Raw genomic sequence first — 20,667 nt, forward strand, 5'->3', positions numbered from 1 at the left:
GCTTTTACGTTATATAACGTAAAAGCTTCTTTTCTTATAAGTCATCAAAACCGTTTAAATCACTAGTTTTCGTATATTGACGTGATTTCTGTTCAAAGAAATCCGTTTTTGTTCCATCCACGTTATCCACATATGCACGAATCCATTTCATAGGATTATCCACATGTTCTGGATAAAGTTCTTCTAATCCCATCATACGCAGCATTTTATTGGCACGGTATTTGACATAGCCGTCCAGCTCATCCATATCAATTCCTTCCACACCTGCAAGCGCATAATGTGACCATTCTAATTCCAGTTCAACAGATTGATGGAAATGGTCATAAACCCATTGAATGAATTCTTTATTATTATGCTCCGGATTCTCAGCTAATGTAGCCCGGAACAGTTCTGTAATAAAGCGGCCATGCTCCAATTCATCACGGTTGATATAGCTGATCATCGTAGAGGTCCCTACCATTTTATTCTGTCTCGCCAAATTATAGAAGAAAGCAAATCCAGAATAGAAAAACATTCCTTCTAACAGCGAAGTATATACTAATGTTTTAAGGATATTTTCTATTGTCGGATTTTCCACAAACGTATTATATTGCTCTGTTAACAGTTCGTTCCGTTTCATCAATAATTCATCTGTTCTTCCTAATTGGAATGATTCATTCTGTTCATTCCAGGAAACGACAGAGGATAGAACATAAGAATAACTTTCATTATGCACTGCTTCCTGTTGCGCGATAACCGCCATAATTGATTGGACAGAAGCATCTGTTGCATAGAGTGAAATCAACAATGCTGTTCTTGTTTGCGGTGCGTCCAATGTGGATAACAGCCCAATTATTTTCAAATACGCATCCTGCTCTTCTTCAGACAGGGTGGGAAACTGTTTTACATCACTAGACATATTTATTTCATCGGCCTGCCAATAGTTTCCGACAAGTCGTTTATATATTTTATACCAATGTGGATAAGCAATATCATTCCAATTTAGAATGCCACTTGATTGGCCTCCAAATACGCCGGTTGATTTATTTGGAAAACGCGGTTCTAACGTTTTAGCACGCTCAAGCGTAACTTTTTGCATGATTCAGCACTCCTTCTAACCACTGTTCAATCTTATTCTCCTGTGATCCACGCGGCGATTGTTCGATTTTAAGAGCCGGATAACTGCTTCCATAAAAATGGGCTAATTTATCTGCAGCTTTGCAAAACAAATCATCCCCGCCAAATTGTGTATCACCAGTTCCGAAAATAACCATATTTCCGGGTTTATATCCTACTTCTATAACAAAATCCTTTACCTCATCTGGTGTAGCTCCTCTTTCCCAAGTGAAGGTACCCAAAAATACAAGGTCATAATCAGCAGGATCGTTGAGTGCATCGATGCCGATTCGATGCCACTCAACTGTTACCCCTTCTTTATTTAAATAATCCCCAATATACGCAGCAACTTCTTCTGTATTACCACTGTAGCTTAAATACGCAATGAGAATCCTCAACTTTGACACCACTCACACTCTTCGACATCGTTGGATGTGGAACGGACATAATATGTCGTTTTTAATCCTTCATTCCATGCCTGTAAGTGTAAGTCGAGTAATACAGATGCGCGAATCGTATTCGGTACATAAATATTAAATGATAAACTTTGATCAATATGACGTTGGCGTTTTGCATTCTGACTGACAGAATAACGCTGGTCTACAATATATGCAGAACGGCGATAAATATTATACGTGTTATGATCTAAAGCCGGCGCTGTAACAGGTATTTTAAAATCCTTCTTTTCTTCATGATAGAACACTTGGAAAATCGGGTCGATACTTGCTGTCGAACCAGCAATCATTGCCGTTGTAGAGTTCGGTGCAACAGCCATTAAATAACCATTACGGATTCCATTCTCTTTGACTTCTTCTTTTAATGCAGTCCATTTAGAGTCTGTATAGCCTTTTTGGTCAAAATAAGCACCTGTGCTCCATTTACTTCCTTCATAAACAGAATAAGCACCTTTTTCTTTACTTAACTCCATACTGCTTTTAATCGTTAAATAAGCAATATTTTCGTAAAGTTCATCTGCATATTGAACAGCTTCTTCTGTTTCCCAGCCGATTCCTTTTAGCGCAAGAAGATGATGCCATCCAAACGTTCCAAGACCAATAGCGCGATATTTTTGATTTGTAATCGTTGCCTGCATAATCGGCAGCGTATTAATATCAATCACATTATCCAGCATTCTTACCTGTATCGGAATCAGACGCTCTAATACATCATTGGAAACAGCTCTTCCAAGGTTGACCGAGCTCAAATTACAAACCACATAGTCTCCAGCTTTATATTTTCTTACAATTGTATTTTCACTCTCTAAAAATTCTTCTACAAATTCAGTAGGCGACTGATTTTGTGTGATTTCTGTACACAGATTCGAGCAATAAATCAAACCTTCATGTGAATTTGCATTTTGACGGTTTACTTCATCACGGTAGAACATGAAAGGCGTGCCAGATTCTAACTGAGAACGCATCAAACGCTTCATAATTTCAATCGCCGGTACTTTTTCTTTTGATAAATCTTCATTTGCGACACATTCTTCGTATTTTTGACGCCATGAACCATTTCCTTTTTCTTCATCATAAAAGTCCTCTAGAGAATAGCCCATTACCTGACGTACTTCATGCGGATCAAATAAATACCAATCGCCGCGGTTTTCAACCTGCTCCATAAAGTAGTCCGGCAAGCATACGCCAGTGAAGATATCATGCGCACGCATGCGGTCATCCCCATTGTTAAGCTTCAAATCAAGGAATGATTCGATATCACGATGCCATACATCTAAATAAATCGCAATCGCACCTTTACGGGTTCCAAGCTGATCCACGCTGACTGCTGTATTGTTTAACTGTTTGATCCATGGCACAACACCGCTGGACATTCCTTTAAATCCTTTGATTGAGCTGCCCCGTGCACGAATTTTACCCATGTAAACACCGATTCCGCCGCCGTTTTTAGAAAGCTTGGCAATATCGGTATTACTGTCGTAAATCGCCTGCAGGCTGTCGTCTACAGTATCAATAAAGCAGCTGGAAAGCTGGCCATGTGTTTTTCCCGCATTGGTTAATGTTGGTGTCGCTACAGTCATATATAGATTACTTAATGCCCAGTAAGCTTCCTGAATATATTCCACCCGTTTATTTTGCGGCTCATCCTGCATAAGGTGCATCGCAATAATCAGCCAGCGCTCCTGAGGAAGCTCAAATACACGCTTCTGATGATCCGTTGCTAAATACCGTGTAGCAATGGTATAAATTCCCAAATAGTTAAATAACCTATCTCTTTCCGGTACAATCAGTCTTCCAATTTGATCAATTTCTTCTTTTGAGTATTTTTCCAGAAATGAAGGTGTATAAATGCCCTCATTGGTTAACATGTTAATTAAATGATAAAAGGAACCATATTTTTCTCTTTCGTCATAGCCGCGGTTGGCAGCAGCTTCTTTATATAAATTCTCCACGTAAATTCGTGCAGCTGCATACGTCCAATCCGGATTTGCTTCATCTATATTTTCAAGGGCTGTCTGAATAATGGTATCATTCACTTTCGTACTGGAAGTAACCCCTTGTGTCTGCTTTTCTGCTTTTTGAAACCAAGCATCAGCATCTACTTTCAAACCTTCTGATGCACGATTGATTTTTTCTTGAATCGATGTCGGATTAATAATAATGGTCATTTTTATGCCTCCTGTAATCATATGTATCTATTTAAAATCAATTTATTTATCATAATAAAAATAAACTTATACTCTTCCAACGGCTTTACAGCATATTTCTCCAAAATAATAAGCGCCTTGTGAGGCAAATCTGCTGATGAATGAAATGATAAAAAGTAATCTGTTATCCGTACTATATATAGTAGATTACTCCATTTTAAATACAATCAGTTGATGGAGGAAACCAAGGTTACAGCAGGCTTCACCATTTCAGCAATTCAGACATTACCCTGACAAGACACAATATGTAGTGCTAAACGTTTTTCGTTTCGCCTATATCTTGTATTAAACACTATCATAGATTATTCAACTACGCAAGATTTTAATTCGAGATAGGATGTTATAACTAAAATCTGTTTTTGTCCAAAAAAACAAATGATTTCTGCACTATCTGCTTAAAATAGCAAAGGGGGAACAACGTATGGTTAACGTTATTTTTTGAACCGCTCATACTTACGATTCATTTATCATACAGCGAATAAGATTTTTTAATTGAATGTAACGTGATATATTTAGTTGAAATAAAGATTTTAGCTTCTATCTGCACTCTGGAAATACACTACGCTAGTTAAAGTGCTTATTATAGAAAAAATTAATTTTGTCAGATGCAAAAGATAGATTAAATAATTCAACTTAAATGGATAGATATAAAATTTCTATCAAAAATAGAATCCGCTAATTTTTATTAAACTCAAGTTCTCATTATAGCTTAATTTAATAGAAATAAAAGTATTTAGAAACGATTTTTATTGGCAATTTTTTATCCACATTTACCCCTGTGGATAATGGGTGGATAACCAAAAAGTTATCCTTTAGATTTCCACAGAATTATCCCCAGATATGTATAAATAAAAGCGGGTTTTATAATAGCATAAGAAAAATCAAAAATATCACTTGGTCTTTAAAACATCGGTGTTCTCGCCAAAGAGATGTCCGCTACAACGGTTTTCGATGGAGCGAGTAACCGCAAAAGCTCTTCGATGGGACGAGTAATCGCAGTCCCAGTCCCTGCCTCAGTGGGAAGACCCCGCAGGAAAAAAAGTGTTCTTCTTTTTACCCTCAGGGCATAAGTGCGACTTTAGCTCTGTCTGCGCCTGCCGGCTTGCCAATCGCTAAGTCTTCTTTTCACCCTCGGGGCATAAGTGCGACTTTAGCTCTGTCTGCGCCTGTCGGCTTGCCAATCGCTAAGTCTTCTTTTCACCCTCGGGGCATAAGTGCGACTTTAGCTCTGTCTGCGCCTGTCGGCTTGCCAATCGCTAAGTCTTCTTTAAAGGAGATGAGCTCGGGGGCCATGGAAAGCGTAGTGTATTTCTGAGGCCTAAGATTACTCATTCCATGAAGCCCGTTGGAGCGGCTATCCTCAACATTTTATTTCTTACTCTTATAAAAAAGGAACAGCTCCATATTTCATGGCAGCTGTTCCTTTTTTATTTATTCATACTTGAAAAGAAATCACCTAATGGGTCGGGTTCCTCTTCCTCTTTCTCTTCTTCTTCAGCAGGATGAATCATTAAATCACCTGCACTTAAATCGTCCATAGTCCAATCTTCCTGAAGGCTTTCTTCCTCTATTTCCGATGCGGTGCTGCTTGGTTCTTCTATCTCTGTAAATAGATTTTCCACTCCGCTGTTCATAGAAGTTAATAGTGCCGTTGCCCGCATAGGATCGGATAATAATTGATATAGAATCGTCCCGATCAGAGCTTCTGAGTGCTCATGCTTCAACCAGCTTTTTTGTTCCTTTGTCAGCTGTCGGGGGAGCGGAATCGTAACCGTCTCCTTTTCCCTTACTGTCATTTCATTGACACCCTTTAGAACGAAGCTCGCAATTTTACTGGAGAAGTTTCTCCGTTCGGTTTCCTTCAATTGCTGCAGTTGTCTTAGTAAGTAGTCAGGAGTATCTGAAGGAATTCGAAATGTGATTGTTTGTCCTCTTTCGATATTCTTTCCCATAGAATAATCACCTTACTTCGCTTTCGTAGTCTTCTCTTCCTTCTCAACCTTTTCATTCTTCTGCACAAAATCGGTAATTAATTTATAATACGCATTAGCCATCATCCAGATGCTTTCATTCTCATCTTCAAAGAATTCAATATTGTAGCCTTCCAGCTTATTATTGATCGCTTTGATGTAATCTTTCAGCACCGCAGAGCCGCCACCGACAAAATAGCAAATTTCTGTCTGGGAATTCCTGCTCCACACGTTCCGCAAATAACGATATTCTTTCTTGGCAAGCTCCAGCAGAATATGATCTGTTATATCATGAACATTCGTACGGCTTCCTTTGACCATAATATGATTACGATTATTTTTTCTGGTGATAATATCCACGACATCTCTTCTGCTGTCCAGTTCTACACCGTGTTTTGACCTGATTTCTTCACGAATTTGTTCTAATGATTCGGAAACACCGATATTAAAACCTTGTGCTTTATCGTCATCCACATTTCTATTGCGAATAACAGCAATATCTGTGGATAACCCGCCAATATCTTGAATTAAAATTTGTTTGTCAATTAATTCCTTGTTGATAACTTTTAAGTCATTATCCATGATTAAATTGACGTATGCAGCAAAACCTTCCGGATATACTTTTACTTCATCAAATTTAATATTTACTTTTTTCCCCTGGTGCTTCGGAGTAACTAAAAATTCTATCTGATGTACAGAGCCCAATAGACGGGAACGATAACCCACATCTTTTCCTTCTTTTACTTCTCTAAGCGGTAATCCTGTACCTAATGTATAAAGTGCATCATAAACACCGTTTTTCTCTTTAAATGCTTCACTTGATACAGCATCTAATGCTAATGAAGCAAGTAACATAACTAATGTCTGATCTTCTTCTGATTTACTGCTTCCTGGATCCAGTTCCTGAGAGTTGGTTGTTTTAGTAGCCAGATTTCCTACTCTGTAAACAAGGTTATTTTCGGATAGGGCAGGGGAGTGGATTCGGATATGAATATTATCCAGTACTTCCTTCGTATCTAATTCTTCAATTCCAATAACGGGCCTGTCTTCTAAATCAGGTGCTACCACATTGGGTATGTAGTATTCATTTTCTAATTTACCAAAATTCCCCTTTAAGGCATCATTTCCAACATCAATTGCTGCAATTCTTGACTTTGTCATTTTCCATTCTCCTTTCAAAATTACGTTTCTTCTATATAATACAACATAAAACGAATGAGCAATCTATCTAGACTTCCATTCTATCTAATAGTTATCTTCTTCGATAAACTATAACTCTAGCATAAACACATCTTCTCCATCCATCAAGTATTTTAGCGAAATGTTTACATGTTTGTTTTTTTGTACACTTTTATAAACCCTATCAAATCAATTAATACACATCATTGTTTACAAGTAAACATTTTTGTACTCGATGTAAACAATATTGTTTTCTTGTGTGCATAATTGTTTACTAATGTTTTTCTACCTGTGAACTCTACCCTCTTTTTTACAAAATCAAAATTAATACTTGTTAAATATTACAATTTTCTATAAAATATAACTGAATACATATGAATATTACTAACTTAGAATAAGTAAATATTTGTATTTTATAGTTGGTAGTAAATGTAAAAACATCCTTTATTTACTTATATCTATTTAAATTTGCGCAGCTATGATTCTACTTGCCATATAATTAGGTCTAATTCACCGCTTCTTTTTTACTTGGAGTATCAGACCGGTGGAAAATCCAATTACTATTCTTTGAAATGGAGAGGTTCTTATAATGGTCCGATTATACCTGCGTATAGTGATCCTATCGATTTTTACCATGGCTGCTCTGCTTTCGGTCAGTTATGGTACATTACTTCTGGATGTAAACTCTTATATTTTGATTTATTCCATCTACCTTCTCTTTTCTATCCTTTTTGTCCACTTAAGGACACTTGTTAAGGCTGGAAAAATGAATATTGATTACAGTATTTCCTATAGTTTTTCCCTCGTTTTATTAGCAGGTCCATTAGGCTTATTTCTATTTGAAATTGCAAATCGATTTTATGTATATTTTCATCGGAAAATCACCGGTACAGCAGATGAGGACGAACTGCTGCATACCTTTTATAATATTGGTGCGCCGACTTTATTCTGTACGATTGGATTCTATGGTTTTCATATTATATATCCTGCTGTACAGGGCCTCCCCTTCTCGTTCTGGCTGGTTGTGTTCTTTTTAATTATTTTAATGGATGTTATTTCTTCCTGTTTTTTAATATTAATCATGCTTGTTACTAAAAATATGCATTCGAAACAGGAAGCATTTGAATTTATTACCGGGCGGAGCATGCTTGATTTGCTTAAAACAGCTTTGACAAACGGGCTGCTTTTCACATTTATATCTGAAGGCCAATGGGAAGCAGTGATTGCTATTTTCCTATTGAGTTATATCGTAGGACGCGCCGGGATATTTCATACCAAGCTTTTACTCCAAAAACAGGAAAGCGAACGATTTAAAAAAATGGCCTATACCGATTTTCTAACGAATATTTACAATCGGACCTATCTGAATAAAGTCATGCAGGAGTTAGACGAGAAGGAAGAAAATATTGCATTAATTATTGGTGATATTGATGCTTTTAAATCTATCAATGACACATTTAATCATGTTGTCGGCGATAGTGTCATCCGGCACTTCGCACAAATACTGCAAAAAAATATAAATTCCAGTGATTATGTATTCCGTACTGGCGGAGAGGAGTTTACCATTATTCTCAGGAATAAAACCTTTGCGGATTGCCAGCTATTCCTAAATGAATTAAAAGATACTATTTTGGATACTCCTGCCCAGACAGAATTCCGGTCTGAAGCTGTCAGCATCCCTTATACCGCCTCATTTGGGATGTATTATATCCATAATAATCGTCTGACGAAGCTTAAGAATGCTTATTTACAAGCTGATGAATTGTTGTTAAAGGCAAAAAACAGCGGGAAAAATCGGATTATTTCTATGGATGGCAGGTTAAACAACAAGAAATAACGTATTACTTTGTGCACCGGGCATAAGAAAGGGCAGCTTCGTTCCATTTTAACGAAGCTGCCCTTTCTTTATAATACCTTGATATACCAGCGGTCCATAGCCGAGTGTTCGCTTCCTTCCAAGGGTTTCTCCAAGGATTGAAAGCCATATTTTTCATATAAGCTGCTCGCTGCCTCCAACTCATGTCTTGTTTCTAGATAGCATTGTTTAAAATGCACAGAAGCATAGTCCAGAGCCGTTTTCATTAGTTTCCGGGACAAACCCCTTCCTTGAGCTGCGGGAGCCAAATAAAGCTTCTGCAGCTCACAAATAGACTGCTTTTCATTATATATACCTATTCCAACACCGCCAACGACTTCCTCATCCAGCTCCATTACCCAATATTTATCCTTTGGCCGTGCTTGATAATAAGAGCTTAACTCAGCGAGCTGCGGGTCTGTATAGGCTGTTCCTTCATGATCGAGATGATGTTTTTCTAAGGAGCGCTTAATGATCGCTTCCATAGCTTTATCATCCTTAGCTTCGATTTCTCTGATGAGAACTGATTTATCCAATACATTACTCCTCCCCCGGCTATCCTGCCCCATTTATAAAGAAAGAAGCTGCCCTGTCTCAGAGCAAGCCTCTTTCACTGTATATTAAACTGCTTTTGTCTTTTTGATTTGCTTACTGCGTAATTGACCGCAGGCTGCATCAATATCCGCACCATTCTCCCAGCGGACACCGCATTGAATTCCTTCAGCCTTCAATGTTTCATAAAAGGCTTGGATATTCTCTGAACTGCTGCGCTGATAATCTATATGCTCATCGACCGTATTATAAGGAATTAGATTCACGTAAGCTAAATGACGGTGGTTCCTGATCAGCTTAGCCAGTTCCAATGCTTCCTTCTTATGATCATTGACATCATGAAGCATGATGTATTCATACGTAATCCGGCGATTCTTTTTCTCTAAATAGTAATCTACTGCCTTCATCAGTTTTTCAATTGGGAAGGCACGGTTGATTTTCATAATTTGTGTACGTAATTCATTATTTGGAGCGTGTAAAGAAATAGCCAAATTGACTTGTATCGGGTCATCTGCAAATTCATACATTTTATGTGCCAGTCCACTTGTCGAAACTGTAATATGACGTGCACCGATATTTAATCCGCCATCATCATTCACAATGTATAGGAAATCCATTAAATTCTTATAGTTATCGAGCGGCTCGCCAATTCCCATCACTACAATATGGCTGACACGCTCTTCTTCCCCGCGCTCGTCCATATGCTTCTGTACATTCATAATCTGCTCGACAATTTCACCGCTGTTTAAATCACGGCTTTTACGCAGCAGCCCGCTTGCACAGAAAGAACAGCCGATATTACATCCTACCTGTGTTGTCACACAGACAGATAATCCATAATTAAAACGCATCAGAACCGTCTCAATCACATTGCCGTCTGCCAGCTTGAATAAAAATTTAATCGTTCCATCCTTTGACTCCTGGCGAATTTCTTCAGCCATTGTATGCAGGACAAAATTTTCCTTTAAAAGATCTATCGTTGACTGATTGACATTATTCATATCTTCAAAGCGGTCAATCCGTTTTTTATATAACCAGTTCCACACTTGCTCAGCACGGAAACGTTTTTCACCATGTTCCATTAACCACGACTGCAATTGTTCATATGTTAATCCGTAAATAGATGAATGACTCATCAAAAATACCCTCATTTCATTTTTTCTGCTTTCCCTATATTACTTGATTACGACCAGGTTAGCAAATAGTTTTCACATTCTTTTCATTAGATGAATCAAGAAAATCACTTGGTTTTTAAAACACCGGATGTTCCTGCCAAGGAGATGTCCGCTAAGGCGATATTTGATAGGGTGAGTAATCGCAACCCCAGAAAAACACTACGCTTTCCATGGGCCCCGAGCTCATCTCCTTTAAAGAAGACTTAGCGATTGGCAAGCCGGCAGGCGCAGACAGAGCTAAAGTCGCACTTATGCCCCGAGGGTGAAAAGAAGACTTAGCGATTGGCAAGCCGACAGGCGCAGACAGAAGCATAGTCGCGCTTATGCCTGTGGTAGAAAAAAAGAAGTTCGCTTTTTTTCTGCGGGGTCTTCACACTGGGACTGGGACTGCGATTACTCGTCCCATCGAAGAGCTTTTGCGATTACTCGCCCCACCGAAAACCATTGCGCTTTCCCATAGGAGTCTCCGTGTTTTTCCTCCACTAGATAGGTTTTACTACTATCTGTATCAAAATTAATAAAATTCATTAACCTGACAACATTGGTAACTGCAATCCCCTCCCCCTGGATAAAGAGGCAAAAAGTAACTTCTTCTTACGCCATAAGTTTAAACATTGGACGCTGCCCTAAGAAACCTTTATCATTTTCATTAGTGAAGGAGGGATTTAATGGATACACAATCATACAAAAAGTTTCAAAATATACCTTTATCTGTACTCGATCTCGCACCAATCATTGAAGAAGGAGATGCTAAACAGGCATTTCAGGAAAGTGTCCGTTTAGCACAGCATGTTGAGAAACTGGGATTTCACCGCTATTGGTTTGCAGAACACCATAACATGAAAGGAATCTCAAGCTCAGCAACCTCTTTATTGATCGGCCATATTGCCGGGCATACCAACTCCATCCGTGTCGGTTCAGGAGGAATCATGCTGCCAAACCATGCCAGTCTGGTCATTGCAGAGCAATTTGGCACACTGGAATCCCTTTATCCGAATCGGATAGACTTAGGATTAGGCCGGGCACCAGGAAGTGATCAAGCGACCGCTTTTGCTCTGCGCCGTACCCTTCATGCCGGTCCAGAGGAATTTCCGATGCAAGTCAATGAATTGCAGGATTATTTTTCAAGCAATCCAGTTTCCCGAGTAAAGGCAATACCTGGACAGGGCTTAGATATCCCGATTTGGCTGCTTGGTTCCAGCGATTTTAGTGCACGATTAGCGGCGGAAAAGGGCTTGCCATTTTCATTTGCCAGCCATTTTGCACCTGCATATACCGTTCCTGCATTAGAGCTTTATCGTGATCGGTTCCAGCCGTCTGAAGCACTTGATAAACCGTATGCAATGGTTGCAGTCAATGTCATTGCAGCGGATACCGATGAAGAAGCAGCTTATTTAGCTACCTCTCATCAGATGCAATTCTTAAATCTGCGAAAAGGGATAGAATCTAAACTGCAGCCGCCTGTTGAGAACATGGATGCCATCTGGTCTCCAGCAGAAAAAGCTGCTGTGCAAGAGTCTTTAAGTCCGAAGACAACTATTATCGGCAACAAAGAAACTGTCCGTAAAGGGTTAGAAGCATTCCGTAAAGAAACAGATGCAGATGAAATTATAATCACCTCACAGATTTACGATATTAAGGAAAGACTTTATTCCTATTCTATCGTAGGCGAATTGATGAGTGAATAATAGATAACATCAGCCAGCTTGAACAAGAAGTTATTTCTTGTTCAAGCTGGCTTTTTATCGCAATGCAATTGACCGTGAAAAATGTATTTTATTACATCACTGTCCGATTCAATAGAAACCGCCCTTACATATCCTCTACAAAAGATTGATGGTAAAAATCAAGCGGCATGCCATTTTTTGGCCGTGCCGGAATTTCCGTGCCACGGCAGGTGAAGGTCTGATTCGGAGCTATCCAATCGGTCCGCAGGAGATAAGACAAGCTAATCTTCATGAGCTGCATTGTTATATTCTCATTCGCAGAAGCGAGCTCTTTCGCCGCCCCTTCTCCAAAGTCAGGTAAAATATCTAAAAATCGATCCGGCTGAAATAAGTCGGGATGAAGCCACTTATCAGGATGATGATTGATGCCATGTATATCAAACAAAACCAATTGATTTTTATCAAAAAACATCTCCTTCCAGAAAAGCTGTTCCTGTGTCTTTGCTACAGCAAAAGGAATCATGGAGTAGAAGCGGATAACCTCATGGATAAAGCAATCAACATATTGATGATCCACTTGAAGCCGTTCCTTTAATTCTGGATTCTCAATCAGTGCTATTTGGCAAAAGACAACCCATCTGCCGGAAGCTGCAAAGGTCCGGATAAGAAATAATAATTCCTGAACCACTTTTCCTGTCTGTAAAATTTGACCTGATTCATCTTCATACCAAGCCAGTTTAGACAATATCTTCTCTTCATCGACATGGATTTTACCTGCTCTCAGCTGACGAATTAAGAAGACAAGCCACTTTTCTATTCGATTTTTCGCTTGTTTTCTTTTCCAGCGATTGAATCCATACTTTGAAAATAATTGAACAAGCTCCTGTATATCCGTGGTACGCTGTTTTAGATTGTTTGCACGAATCGGAATCCCCAGCCAGTTACAAACAGCAATCACCCACATCTCTTCCATTTCCGCAACAAAATCAATAGACGGGTTTATTTTCCATGCTTCTATTCTTTCTTCCCAGCGCTGGCGGATAATTGCTTCCAACTCTTCCCGCTTTTCTGCAGAGAAGACATCTTGAAACCAGGCTTTCTCCTGATGTTGATCGATGTCTGCCAGATAAAATACGCCATTTTCTTCCCTCAGTAGGCTGGCGGACAGTTCAGAGATACTTTTCTCAGGCTTAAACTTAGCCGTATCCTTTACTAAATCTGCTGCTTCCTCCGCTCGCAGCATCACCAGCTTTCTTCCAAATATACGTGATCCGATAACATCTTCCTGATACTCGTTCATTCGTTTAGAAAAATAAAAATAACCGTCTCTTAAAAAATCGATGGTATGATCCATTCCTTTATCTTGCACGATTGGTTTTACCATTTTCTAACCCCCTATGTACTTCTCTATCCTACTTCCCTCTTCAACGCTCTTAAAAACCTGTCTCCCTTTTAAAAGTATGCACTGTTATTTTAGAATTATAAACAAAGAGCACTCTATTCAGAATGCTCTTTGTCTGCTTTCTTTTCGTCTTCTATAATGACTTCTCCAGTTTCACTGCGCTCTTTTTCCGCTTCTTCTTTTACTTTATCTGTCACTTCTTTCAATTCATCCTCCACAGTCGTATCAGCCATTTTTACATTCGCCCGGTAAGCCGCACGTGTGATAAGATGCCCTGCTACGGGAGCAGTTAAGAACACAAAAGCAATTCCGAGCAGCAGCCGGACACTGTAAAATCCTTGATTGGAAGCAAAATAAATAAATGCTCCAAGCAGGGTCAATAGTACAGCAAGTGTAGAACTTTTTGTACCAGCGTGGGATCGTGTAAAAACATCCGGCAGACGAATAATTCCTATCGCACTGATTAATGCCATAATCGACCCGGTAAGCATAAATAGAGCAGCAATAAATTCAATCGTCGCGTCGATATTCAAGAATGATCCCCCTCTCAATATATTTCGAGAAGGCAATGGTACTGATAAAAGCCAGGATAGCTAAAATCAAGATAACTTCTAAAAATGCAGTGGTTGTCATCATAACAGATATAATAGCTATGGAGGATACGAGTGTCACACCAACCATATCTAAAGCAACGATACGGTCAGGCAGACTCGGGCCAATAATAATACGAATCACGCTGATACAAATCGATATTCCATAAAACGTTAAAGCAATCGTCAGCATTCCTTGAATCATTAGCGCGTCACCTCCATAATTGCTTTCTCAAAGTTATCAATGGACTTTAACAGGATATCTTTTGACTCTTCCACGTCCATCGCATGAATATAAAATGCATCTCCGTCATCTGTCACTTCAATAACAACAGAACCTGGAGTTAATGTTAATAATAGTGCTAAAGCCGTAATTTCCCAATCTCCCCGCAAGACTGTTTCGTATTTAAACAGTCCCGGCTTAATCGAAAGTTTCGGTTTTAAAATTTGCCCAAGAACGAGCTTTGACGACATGATAAGCTCTCTCGTAAAGATAAATATCAGTTTTATTAACGCTATAAAGCGTGAAAGATAAAATCGTTCTCCAAAAAAACGATGCATTAAAAATACAATACCAATCCCAACGAGATAACCTGCGACAAATGTTGTAAATCGAAGTTCGGATTCATCATTAATCAGGGTCCATAATACAGCAATAAACACATTCAATAAAAACTGTGCCGGCATTCAGCATCACCACCTTGTTTATTAGAAAAACTGCTTCAGAGGTATTCATGCACACTCCTAGGGGGACCGGATAATTCGTATTTCATCCGGACTAATTCCCTCCAAGTACTGCATCAATATAAATTTGCGGGTTTAATAATGTTTCTGCTGCATCTTGAACATAAACAGACATAGATTCAGCGCCTAAGCCTAAAGCAATCGTACCTAAAGCTAGTATACACATTGCAACGCTCCAGCCTTTCTTTGCTGGTGCTTCTTCGTCTTTACTGATAATGGTTTCTCCCCAAAAGCTTGTTAAGAAAATACGCATCAGGGAGTATAGAACAAAGATACTTGAGATAAATGCAAGAGCTAATAAGACATATGCGCCGCCTTCTACAGCACCCTCCCCAACAAGGACTTTACCGATAAATCCGCTTAATGGCGGAATTCCGGCTAAAGATAATGTTGTCAGGAAGAACAGCCAGCCAAGCAGCGGGTGGTTCTTGATCAGACCGCTGATTTCATCCATTTTCGTCTGCCCAGTCACTGCAATCATCGTTCCTACCAGTAAAAATAGAGATGCTTTTATAATAATGTCATGAATCAAATAATAAATAGAACCTTCTATAGCAGCTGGTGTTGCAACAGCCAAACCAACGAGAATAAAACCAACTGCAATGACCACATTGTAAGAAGCAACTAATCTGAGGTCCTTATAAGCAACTGCTCCAATACTCCCGCCGATTAAAGTCAGCCCTGCTAAAATCCCGATTATCGTGTGCGTCATTTGCGGTTCATGATAGAAAATCAAGGTAAACATACGGAACATCGCATAAATTCCAACCTTTGTCAGCAGCGCTCCGAACATAGCTGCGACCGGAGTAATTGGAACAGAATAAGAGCCCGGCAGCCAGAAATACAAAAACAGACCTGCTTTTAATGCAAATACGGTTAAGAAAACAATACTGACAACAGTTAATGTCGCAGTCTGTCCATTTTCTGCAACACGCTCTGCTATATGCGCCATATTTAATGTTCCGACCGATCCATATATATATGCAATAGCTACAAGGAAAATCCAAGAGGAGACAACATTAACAATGACATATTTTATCGACTCGCGAAGCTGTCTTTTTTTGCCGCCAAATACGATTAACACGTAGGAAGCAAGCAGCATAATTTCAAAACAGACAAACAGGTTGAAGATATCTCCTGTCAGAAAGGAGCCATTTACCCCTGCGATAAGAAATAAAACAAAAGAATAATAAAAGTTCTTTTCAAATGATGGCTCCACAGAAGAAAACGAATAGATTAAACATACAGCAGCAACAATACTTGCCGCCAGCACCAGCAGCATAGAAAAACTATCTGCCACAAATAAGATTCCAAAAGGCGGCTCCCAACCGCCAAAATCAAGACGTAAGACGCCATTTTGCTGAATCAGCTGCAGCATATATGCGCTGATTCCGATATTCGCAACAAATACGAGCAATGACAGTCCTCTTTGCACCTTCACATAAGGTCTCAAAAATAAAAGAATAATCCCAAACAGGACCGGCAGTGCCATGGGCATAACAATTAAATTACTCATCCGTCTCCCCCCTCAGCTCATCTAATTTATCTGTTCCAATCTCTTGATATGTTCGATAAGCGAGAACGAGAGACACCGCAGTTACTGCAAAACCAATAACGATTGACGTTAAAATCAATGCCTGCGGGAGTGGATCTACCGGATCTCCTTCGCCGACAATCGGCACTGTTCCCGTTTTTAATTCTGCAAGCACCATAATGAGAAGGTGGGCTGCATGGGTTAAAATCGCAGTACCGATAATAACGCGGATCAAACTCTTTGACAGCAAGAGATAAGTTGCTACTGTAACTAATACACCTGCCAGGATGGTTACTAACGTTTCCATAATTACTCATCCTCACTAATACTTAATAAGATTGTTACCACAACACCAACAACAGCAAGCGCAACACCAGCTTCAAAAATCGTCACTGTTGTCAGTTCTATTTCCCCGAAAAAAGGGATATCGAAATAATCAAAGGCCTGTGTTAAGAAGTTTGCACCAAACACCAATGCGCCAAACCCAGTGCCCACAGACAAGAATGCACCAAAAGCAGCTACCAATTTAAAATCAATGGGAAGACCTCTTTGGATGGTTTCAATATCATATACAATAAATAACAGTACCAGTGCAGATGCAAGTACCAGCCCGCCGCTGAAGCCGCCGCCTGGACTATTATGACCTGCAAAAAATAAATAAACTGCAAGGGTCAGAATGATAAAGAAAACAAGCTTGGCCACTGTACGAAGGATGACGTTATTTATCTTCAATCTGATCACTCTCCTTCTTGGCCTTCACCCGGATCATTGTATAGATACCAATCCCTGCAATTAAGAGAACAACTACCTCTAACATTGTATCAAATGCACGGAAGTCCCCTAAGATGGCATTCACCATGTTATTTCCTCCTGCAAGTTCATAGGAATTCTCAAAAAATCCGGAAATTGTATCAAACCCTCTGTTCCCCTGAACACCTAATGCTACAGCTGTAAATACGACACCGACACCAATGGAGATAAACAGGTTGATACTCTTCGTTTTCTTCGACGTATTTTCTTTTTCCAGCTCAGGCAAGAAATAATACGCTACAAGGAATAAAACAGTGGTTACTGCTTCGATAACGGTTTGTGTCAGCGCTAAATCAGGTGCACGCAGCAGGACAAAAAGAATCGCAATTCCAAAGCCTAAAATACTATTTAACACAATCGCTGTCAGCCTGGACTGTGCAAATAAAATTGTAATACCGGTTGCCATCATAGACAGCACAATAAGCCATTCAAAAACCGAAATCGTTGCATTTTCCGGCAGTGTAAATTGGTATGCCTCTGTATAAATAAAAGTTCCGCCGACCACCAAAATAAAGAAAGCAAAAATATACACCATATAATCACGTAAATAACGTGTCATATATTTATTTGTAATAACCGTTGATTTATCTTCCATCTGGTCTAAGACGAATCCATAAAACACATTAATTGATCGTTTCTCTGGAAACAGTTTATATATACCTGACCAGTATTTTCTCGTGAAGAATAAGAGAACCCCAAACAGTACGACACCAATGGTCATAAATAATTCAGGCTCAAAGCCATGCCAAGCATAAATATCCGTTCCCAAATCTGCGCCTTCTGCAGCAAAGGTAGGGAAGATTCCGCTCATCGCAGGCGTAATCAGATTCTCTCCAATCACATTCGGCACAAAGAAAAATATAATTACAAGCAATCCTAATATAATCGGTGAAATCAGCATTCCCGGCTTTGGTTCATGTGCCGGATGCTCCAGCTTTTCTTCTTTATATGGACCAAGGAACGTTTTCACAACAAATACGGTGGAATAAACAAATGTAAAGACACTTGCTATCCAGGCAACAATCGGAATGATAATCCCCCATGTCCCTAAGCCGAAGAAGCTTGCTTCCGTAATATCTAAAGTAGATATAAAGAACATCTCTTTACTCAAAAATCCATTAAACGGAGGTAACCCTGCCATGGACATGCTGCCGATTGTTGCAATCGTAAATGTAATAGGCATAAGTGTAATGAGTCCGCCCAGGCGGCGAATATCCCGGGTGCCCACACTGTGGTCGACGACACCGACAACCATAAACAACGCGCCTTTAAACGTCGAGTGATTCACTAAATGGAATAACGCCGCAAAGGTTGCCCCTGTATATACCACCGATTCCTCAGCATATCCCAGATGAAGGGCTGCGGAGCCCATCCCGAACATACTCATAATCATTCCAAGCTGGCTGATGGTTGAATAAGCCAGCAATGCTTTTAAATCGGTCTGACGGACAGCATTAAAGGAGCCCCAGAAAAGCGTAAATATCCCGACACCTGTAACAGCCCAGAACCAGACAGCTTCCCCGCCAAAAACCGGTGTGAAACGAGCAACCAGATAAATTCCCGCTTTTACCATTGTGGCCGAGTGCAGATAAGCACTAACCGGTGTAGGTGCTTCCATCGCATCCGGAAGCCATATATGGAACGGAAACTGTGCTGATTTCGTAAATGCTCCAAGCAGCACAAGCAAGAGAGCAGGGATAAATAAAGCATGATCGCTAATTGCCGCCACTTCAGCAATTATCTCGCGGATACTCCACGTATTTGCCATGGCACCAATCATGATAAAACCAACCAGCATAGAAATACCGCCAGAAACCGTGATAATCAATGATTTCTTGGCACCTTCTCTGGAACGCTTTCGCTGATACCAGAATGCGATTAGCAGGAAGGAAGAGATACTTGTTAACTCCCAGAATACATACAAAACCAGCATGTTGTCTGACATCACAACACCTAACATTGCTCCCATAAACAGCATAAGGTATGTATAGAACGTACCTATTGGTTCTTTCAGCGAAAGGTAATAAATAGAATAAAGAATTACAAGTGCTCCCACTCCGGAAATCAATAATGCCAAAGTCAGACTAAGTCCATCCAGGTAAGCCGTTATATTAATTCCATAGCTCGGAATCCAGTTTATTGTCTGCACAATTGCTTCTCCATTAGAAATAGCCGGGATGAGCGAAGCAAGATAAATGAATAAACCTGTCGGCACCAGAATGACGAACCAGCCCACATGTATGTTTTTTATATACTTATATAAGAAGGGTATAATTGCAGCAGCCAGAAATGGGATAAAAATAGCCAGTACTAAAGTCGACAAACGAGAACCTCCTATCATTTCATTATTTTTCTTATTTTGTGATTATGTTAGAAAACCTGATGGTTGCCAGATGTTTAGGTATCAATCAAAGTTTGGGTTCAAACAGCAAAAAAGGGTTAAATTTCTCACCTGTTTAAAAAGTCCGCACATATTTCATCCAGACAAGTATGCTATTTACTAACTACCCTTTAAAACGGGAGAGAAAACGAACATTCGAATAAGCGAGATACGCTCGTTCTTTACCACCATAAGGATGTGCCAGCTTGAATATTCCGGCACAAGGCAAGGAGCTTCGTGAGAGCTTCTTTAAAACCTTTTCTTATACTTTCTAAACAAACAGCATATACAATGGTTATTTTGTCCGTAAAATGCTAATCTAATAATAGAAAGCTTATTATTGACGAAAGTATATATAAATAGCTGCAGGGGGCCCTTCAGCATTTTACGTTACTGAATGGAACAAAGACGATAAAGTGGTTGAACCAATGCATTAAAATAGAGAGAAACTCAACTTAATCCACATGTTTTTTCCCTTGTGAATGGAAGCTTGAGTTAATCAGGAAATGTAGTGACCGTTTTTCCAGCCATATCATTTTTTAGGGAGAACCATTCATAAAAACTCCCGCTGGATTAACGTTTTGTTTTATTATTTCAATACCCTCATGGGGAAATGACGGACACTCATGCTATGTTAAAACGTGGTAAAATAATAAGCCTTTCATGTAGTAAGAGCAAAGGCATTATGAGGTGTTAAAATGGTTGTTCAAAAAGTCTGACAAAAGCAGTGCAATGCTGCAGCATTTGTCACTTGGGCATTTTTACAAAGCTTATTGGAACACACACTAAACATGACGTCTTCATAATCACACATAGATATTATACAAGAATTTTTCTTTGTTTGCATGTATGACGTTGTGACACCCCTATAAAATTTTATTTTGAGATGTTTTGATATATCTCATCAGCAACGAAGACGTCATTATTAAATTTACTTGCAACTTCTAAGAAATACCTGTATAAAGGACTTTACAGTGAAAAAATCAATGTGAAATAAATATTTTACATCTAGTACTATACGAATCTAAAAATACATGTTAAAATGATACGGT

The 20,667-nt window shown here is 39.4% G+C and carries 17 protein-coding genes; 2 read left to right on the forward strand and 15 right to left on the reverse strand.

Annotated features, from left to right (window positions below; translation table 11 throughout):
• Nucleotides 1–34 precede the first annotated feature (34 nt).
• The 5 genes from MKX55_RS21300 to MKX55_RS21320 all read right to left on the reverse strand — a co-directional run bounded on the left by MKX55_RS21300 (nt 35) and on the right by MKX55_RS21320 (nt 6,888).
• Nucleotides 35–1,078 (reverse strand): ribonucleotide-diphosphate reductase subunit beta, encoded by a 1,044-nt coding sequence (locus MKX55_RS21300; RefSeq protein WP_042529258.1) that lies wholly within the window; start codon nt 1,076–1,078, stop codon nt 35–37.
• A complete protein-coding gene (locus MKX55_RS21305; protein ID WP_339180578.1) occupies nt 1,059–1,505 on the reverse strand; it encodes a flavodoxin in 447 nt (148 codons plus the stop codon). Before MKX55_RS21305 ends, MKX55_RS21300 begins: the two co-directional genes overlap by 20 nt.
• Entirely contained in the window at nt 1,490–3,718 is a 2,229-nt protein-coding gene (locus MKX55_RS21310) for a ribonucleoside-diphosphate reductase subunit alpha (RefSeq protein ID WP_339180581.1), read from the reverse strand. Before MKX55_RS21310 ends, MKX55_RS21305 begins: the two co-directional genes overlap by 16 nt.
• 1,466 nt (nt 3,719–5,184) lie before the next feature.
• Nucleotides 5,185–5,709, reverse strand: coding sequence for a hypothetical protein (locus MKX55_RS21315; protein ID WP_339180583.1), 525 nt, complete (start codon nt 5,707–5,709; stop codon nt 5,185–5,187).
• A 12-nt stretch (nt 5,710–5,721) separates the two neighbouring features.
• Nucleotides 5,722–6,888: a ParM/StbA family protein gene (locus MKX55_RS21320; RefSeq protein ID WP_339180585.1), complete on the reverse strand. Its 1,167-nt coding sequence runs from the start codon at nt 6,886–6,888 to the stop codon at nt 5,722–5,724.
• 607 nt (nt 6,889–7,495) lie between these two features.
• Here MKX55_RS21320 and MKX55_RS21325 point away from each other — a divergent pair.
• The gene (locus tag MKX55_RS21325) at nt 7,496–8,743 is read left to right on the forward strand and encodes a diguanylate cyclase (RefSeq protein ID WP_339180588.1); all 1,248 of its coding nucleotides are present in this window, start codon (nt 7,496–7,498) and stop codon (nt 8,741–8,743) included.
• 68 nt (nt 8,744–8,811) lie between these two features.
• Here MKX55_RS21325 and MKX55_RS21330 read toward each other — a convergent pair whose 3' ends face one another.
• Both MKX55_RS21330 and rlmN read right to left on the reverse strand, forming a co-directional pair.
• Nucleotides 8,812–9,297 (reverse strand): GNAT family N-acetyltransferase, encoded by a 486-nt coding sequence (locus MKX55_RS21330; protein ID WP_339234797.1) that lies wholly within the window; start codon nt 9,295–9,297, stop codon nt 8,812–8,814.
• Between the two features lie 84 nt (nt 9,298–9,381).
• On the reverse strand, nt 9,382–10,449 hold the full coding sequence (gene rlmN / locus MKX55_RS21335) for a 23S rRNA (adenine(2503)-C(2))-methyltransferase RlmN (RefSeq protein WP_042529247.1): 1,068 nt from the start codon (nt 10,447–10,449) through the stop codon (nt 9,382–9,384).
• A 707-nt stretch (nt 10,450–11,156) separates the two neighbouring features.
• Between rlmN and MKX55_RS21340 the strand changes: the two genes are divergently transcribed.
• Nucleotides 11,157–12,176: an LLM class flavin-dependent oxidoreductase gene (locus tag MKX55_RS21340; protein ID WP_339180592.1), complete on the forward strand. Its 1,020-nt coding sequence runs from the start codon at nt 11,157–11,159 to the stop codon at nt 12,174–12,176.
• A 124-nt stretch (nt 12,177–12,300) separates the two neighbouring features.
• On the opposite strand, the gene MKX55_RS21345 is transcribed toward MKX55_RS21340, so the two are convergent.
• From MKX55_RS21345 to MKX55_RS21380, 8 genes are all read right to left on the reverse strand, one after another.
• Nucleotides 12,301–13,539: a cytochrome P450 gene (locus MKX55_RS21345; protein WP_339234800.1), complete on the reverse strand. Its 1,239-nt coding sequence runs from the start codon at nt 13,537–13,539 to the stop codon at nt 12,301–12,303.
• 113 nt (nt 13,540–13,652) lie between these two features.
• Nucleotides 13,653–14,048, reverse strand: coding sequence for a Na+/H+ antiporter subunit G (locus MKX55_RS21350; RefSeq protein ID WP_339185340.1), 396 nt, complete (start codon nt 14,046–14,048; stop codon nt 13,653–13,655).
• Nucleotides 14,049–14,067: 19 nt separating this feature from the next.
• Entirely contained in the window at nt 14,068–14,352 is a 285-nt protein-coding gene (locus MKX55_RS21355; RefSeq protein WP_339180596.1) for a Na(+)/H(+) antiporter subunit F1, read from the reverse strand.
• On the reverse strand, nt 14,352–14,834 hold the full coding sequence (locus tag MKX55_RS21360) for a Na+/H+ antiporter subunit E (protein ID WP_339180598.1): 483 nt from the start codon (nt 14,832–14,834) through the stop codon (nt 14,352–14,354). Before MKX55_RS21360 ends, MKX55_RS21355 begins: the two co-directional genes overlap by 1 nt.
• A 91-nt stretch (nt 14,835–14,925) precedes the next feature.
• Entirely contained in the window at nt 14,926–16,407 is a 1,482-nt protein-coding gene (locus tag MKX55_RS21365; protein ID WP_339234802.1) for a Na+/H+ antiporter subunit D, read from the reverse strand.
• A complete protein-coding gene (locus MKX55_RS21370; RefSeq protein WP_339180603.1) occupies nt 16,400–16,732 on the reverse strand; it encodes a Na(+)/H(+) antiporter subunit C in 333 nt (110 codons plus the stop codon). Before MKX55_RS21370 ends, MKX55_RS21365 begins: the two co-directional genes overlap by 8 nt.
• Nucleotides 16,733–16,734: 2 nt before the next feature.
• Nucleotides 16,735–17,157 carry a Na(+)/H(+) antiporter subunit B gene (locus MKX55_RS21375; protein ID WP_339180605.1) on the reverse strand — a complete coding sequence of 141 codons (423 nt, stop codon included), beginning with the start codon at nt 17,155–17,157 and terminating at the stop codon, nt 16,735–16,737.
• Nucleotides 17,144–19,558, reverse strand: a complete 2,415-nt coding sequence (locus MKX55_RS21380; RefSeq protein ID WP_339234805.1) for a Na+/H+ antiporter subunit A — start codon at nt 19,556–19,558, stop codon at nt 17,144–17,146. The genes MKX55_RS21375 and MKX55_RS21380 overlap by 14 nt, the downstream gene beginning before the upstream one ends.
• Between the last annotated feature and the right edge of the window lie 1,109 nt (nt 19,559–20,667).

The sequence above is a fragment of the Oceanobacillus sp. FSL W7-1281 genome, assembly GCF_037969835.1.
Lineage (GTDB): Bacteria > Bacillota > Bacilli > Bacillales > Amphibacillaceae > Oceanobacillus > Oceanobacillus oncorhynchi.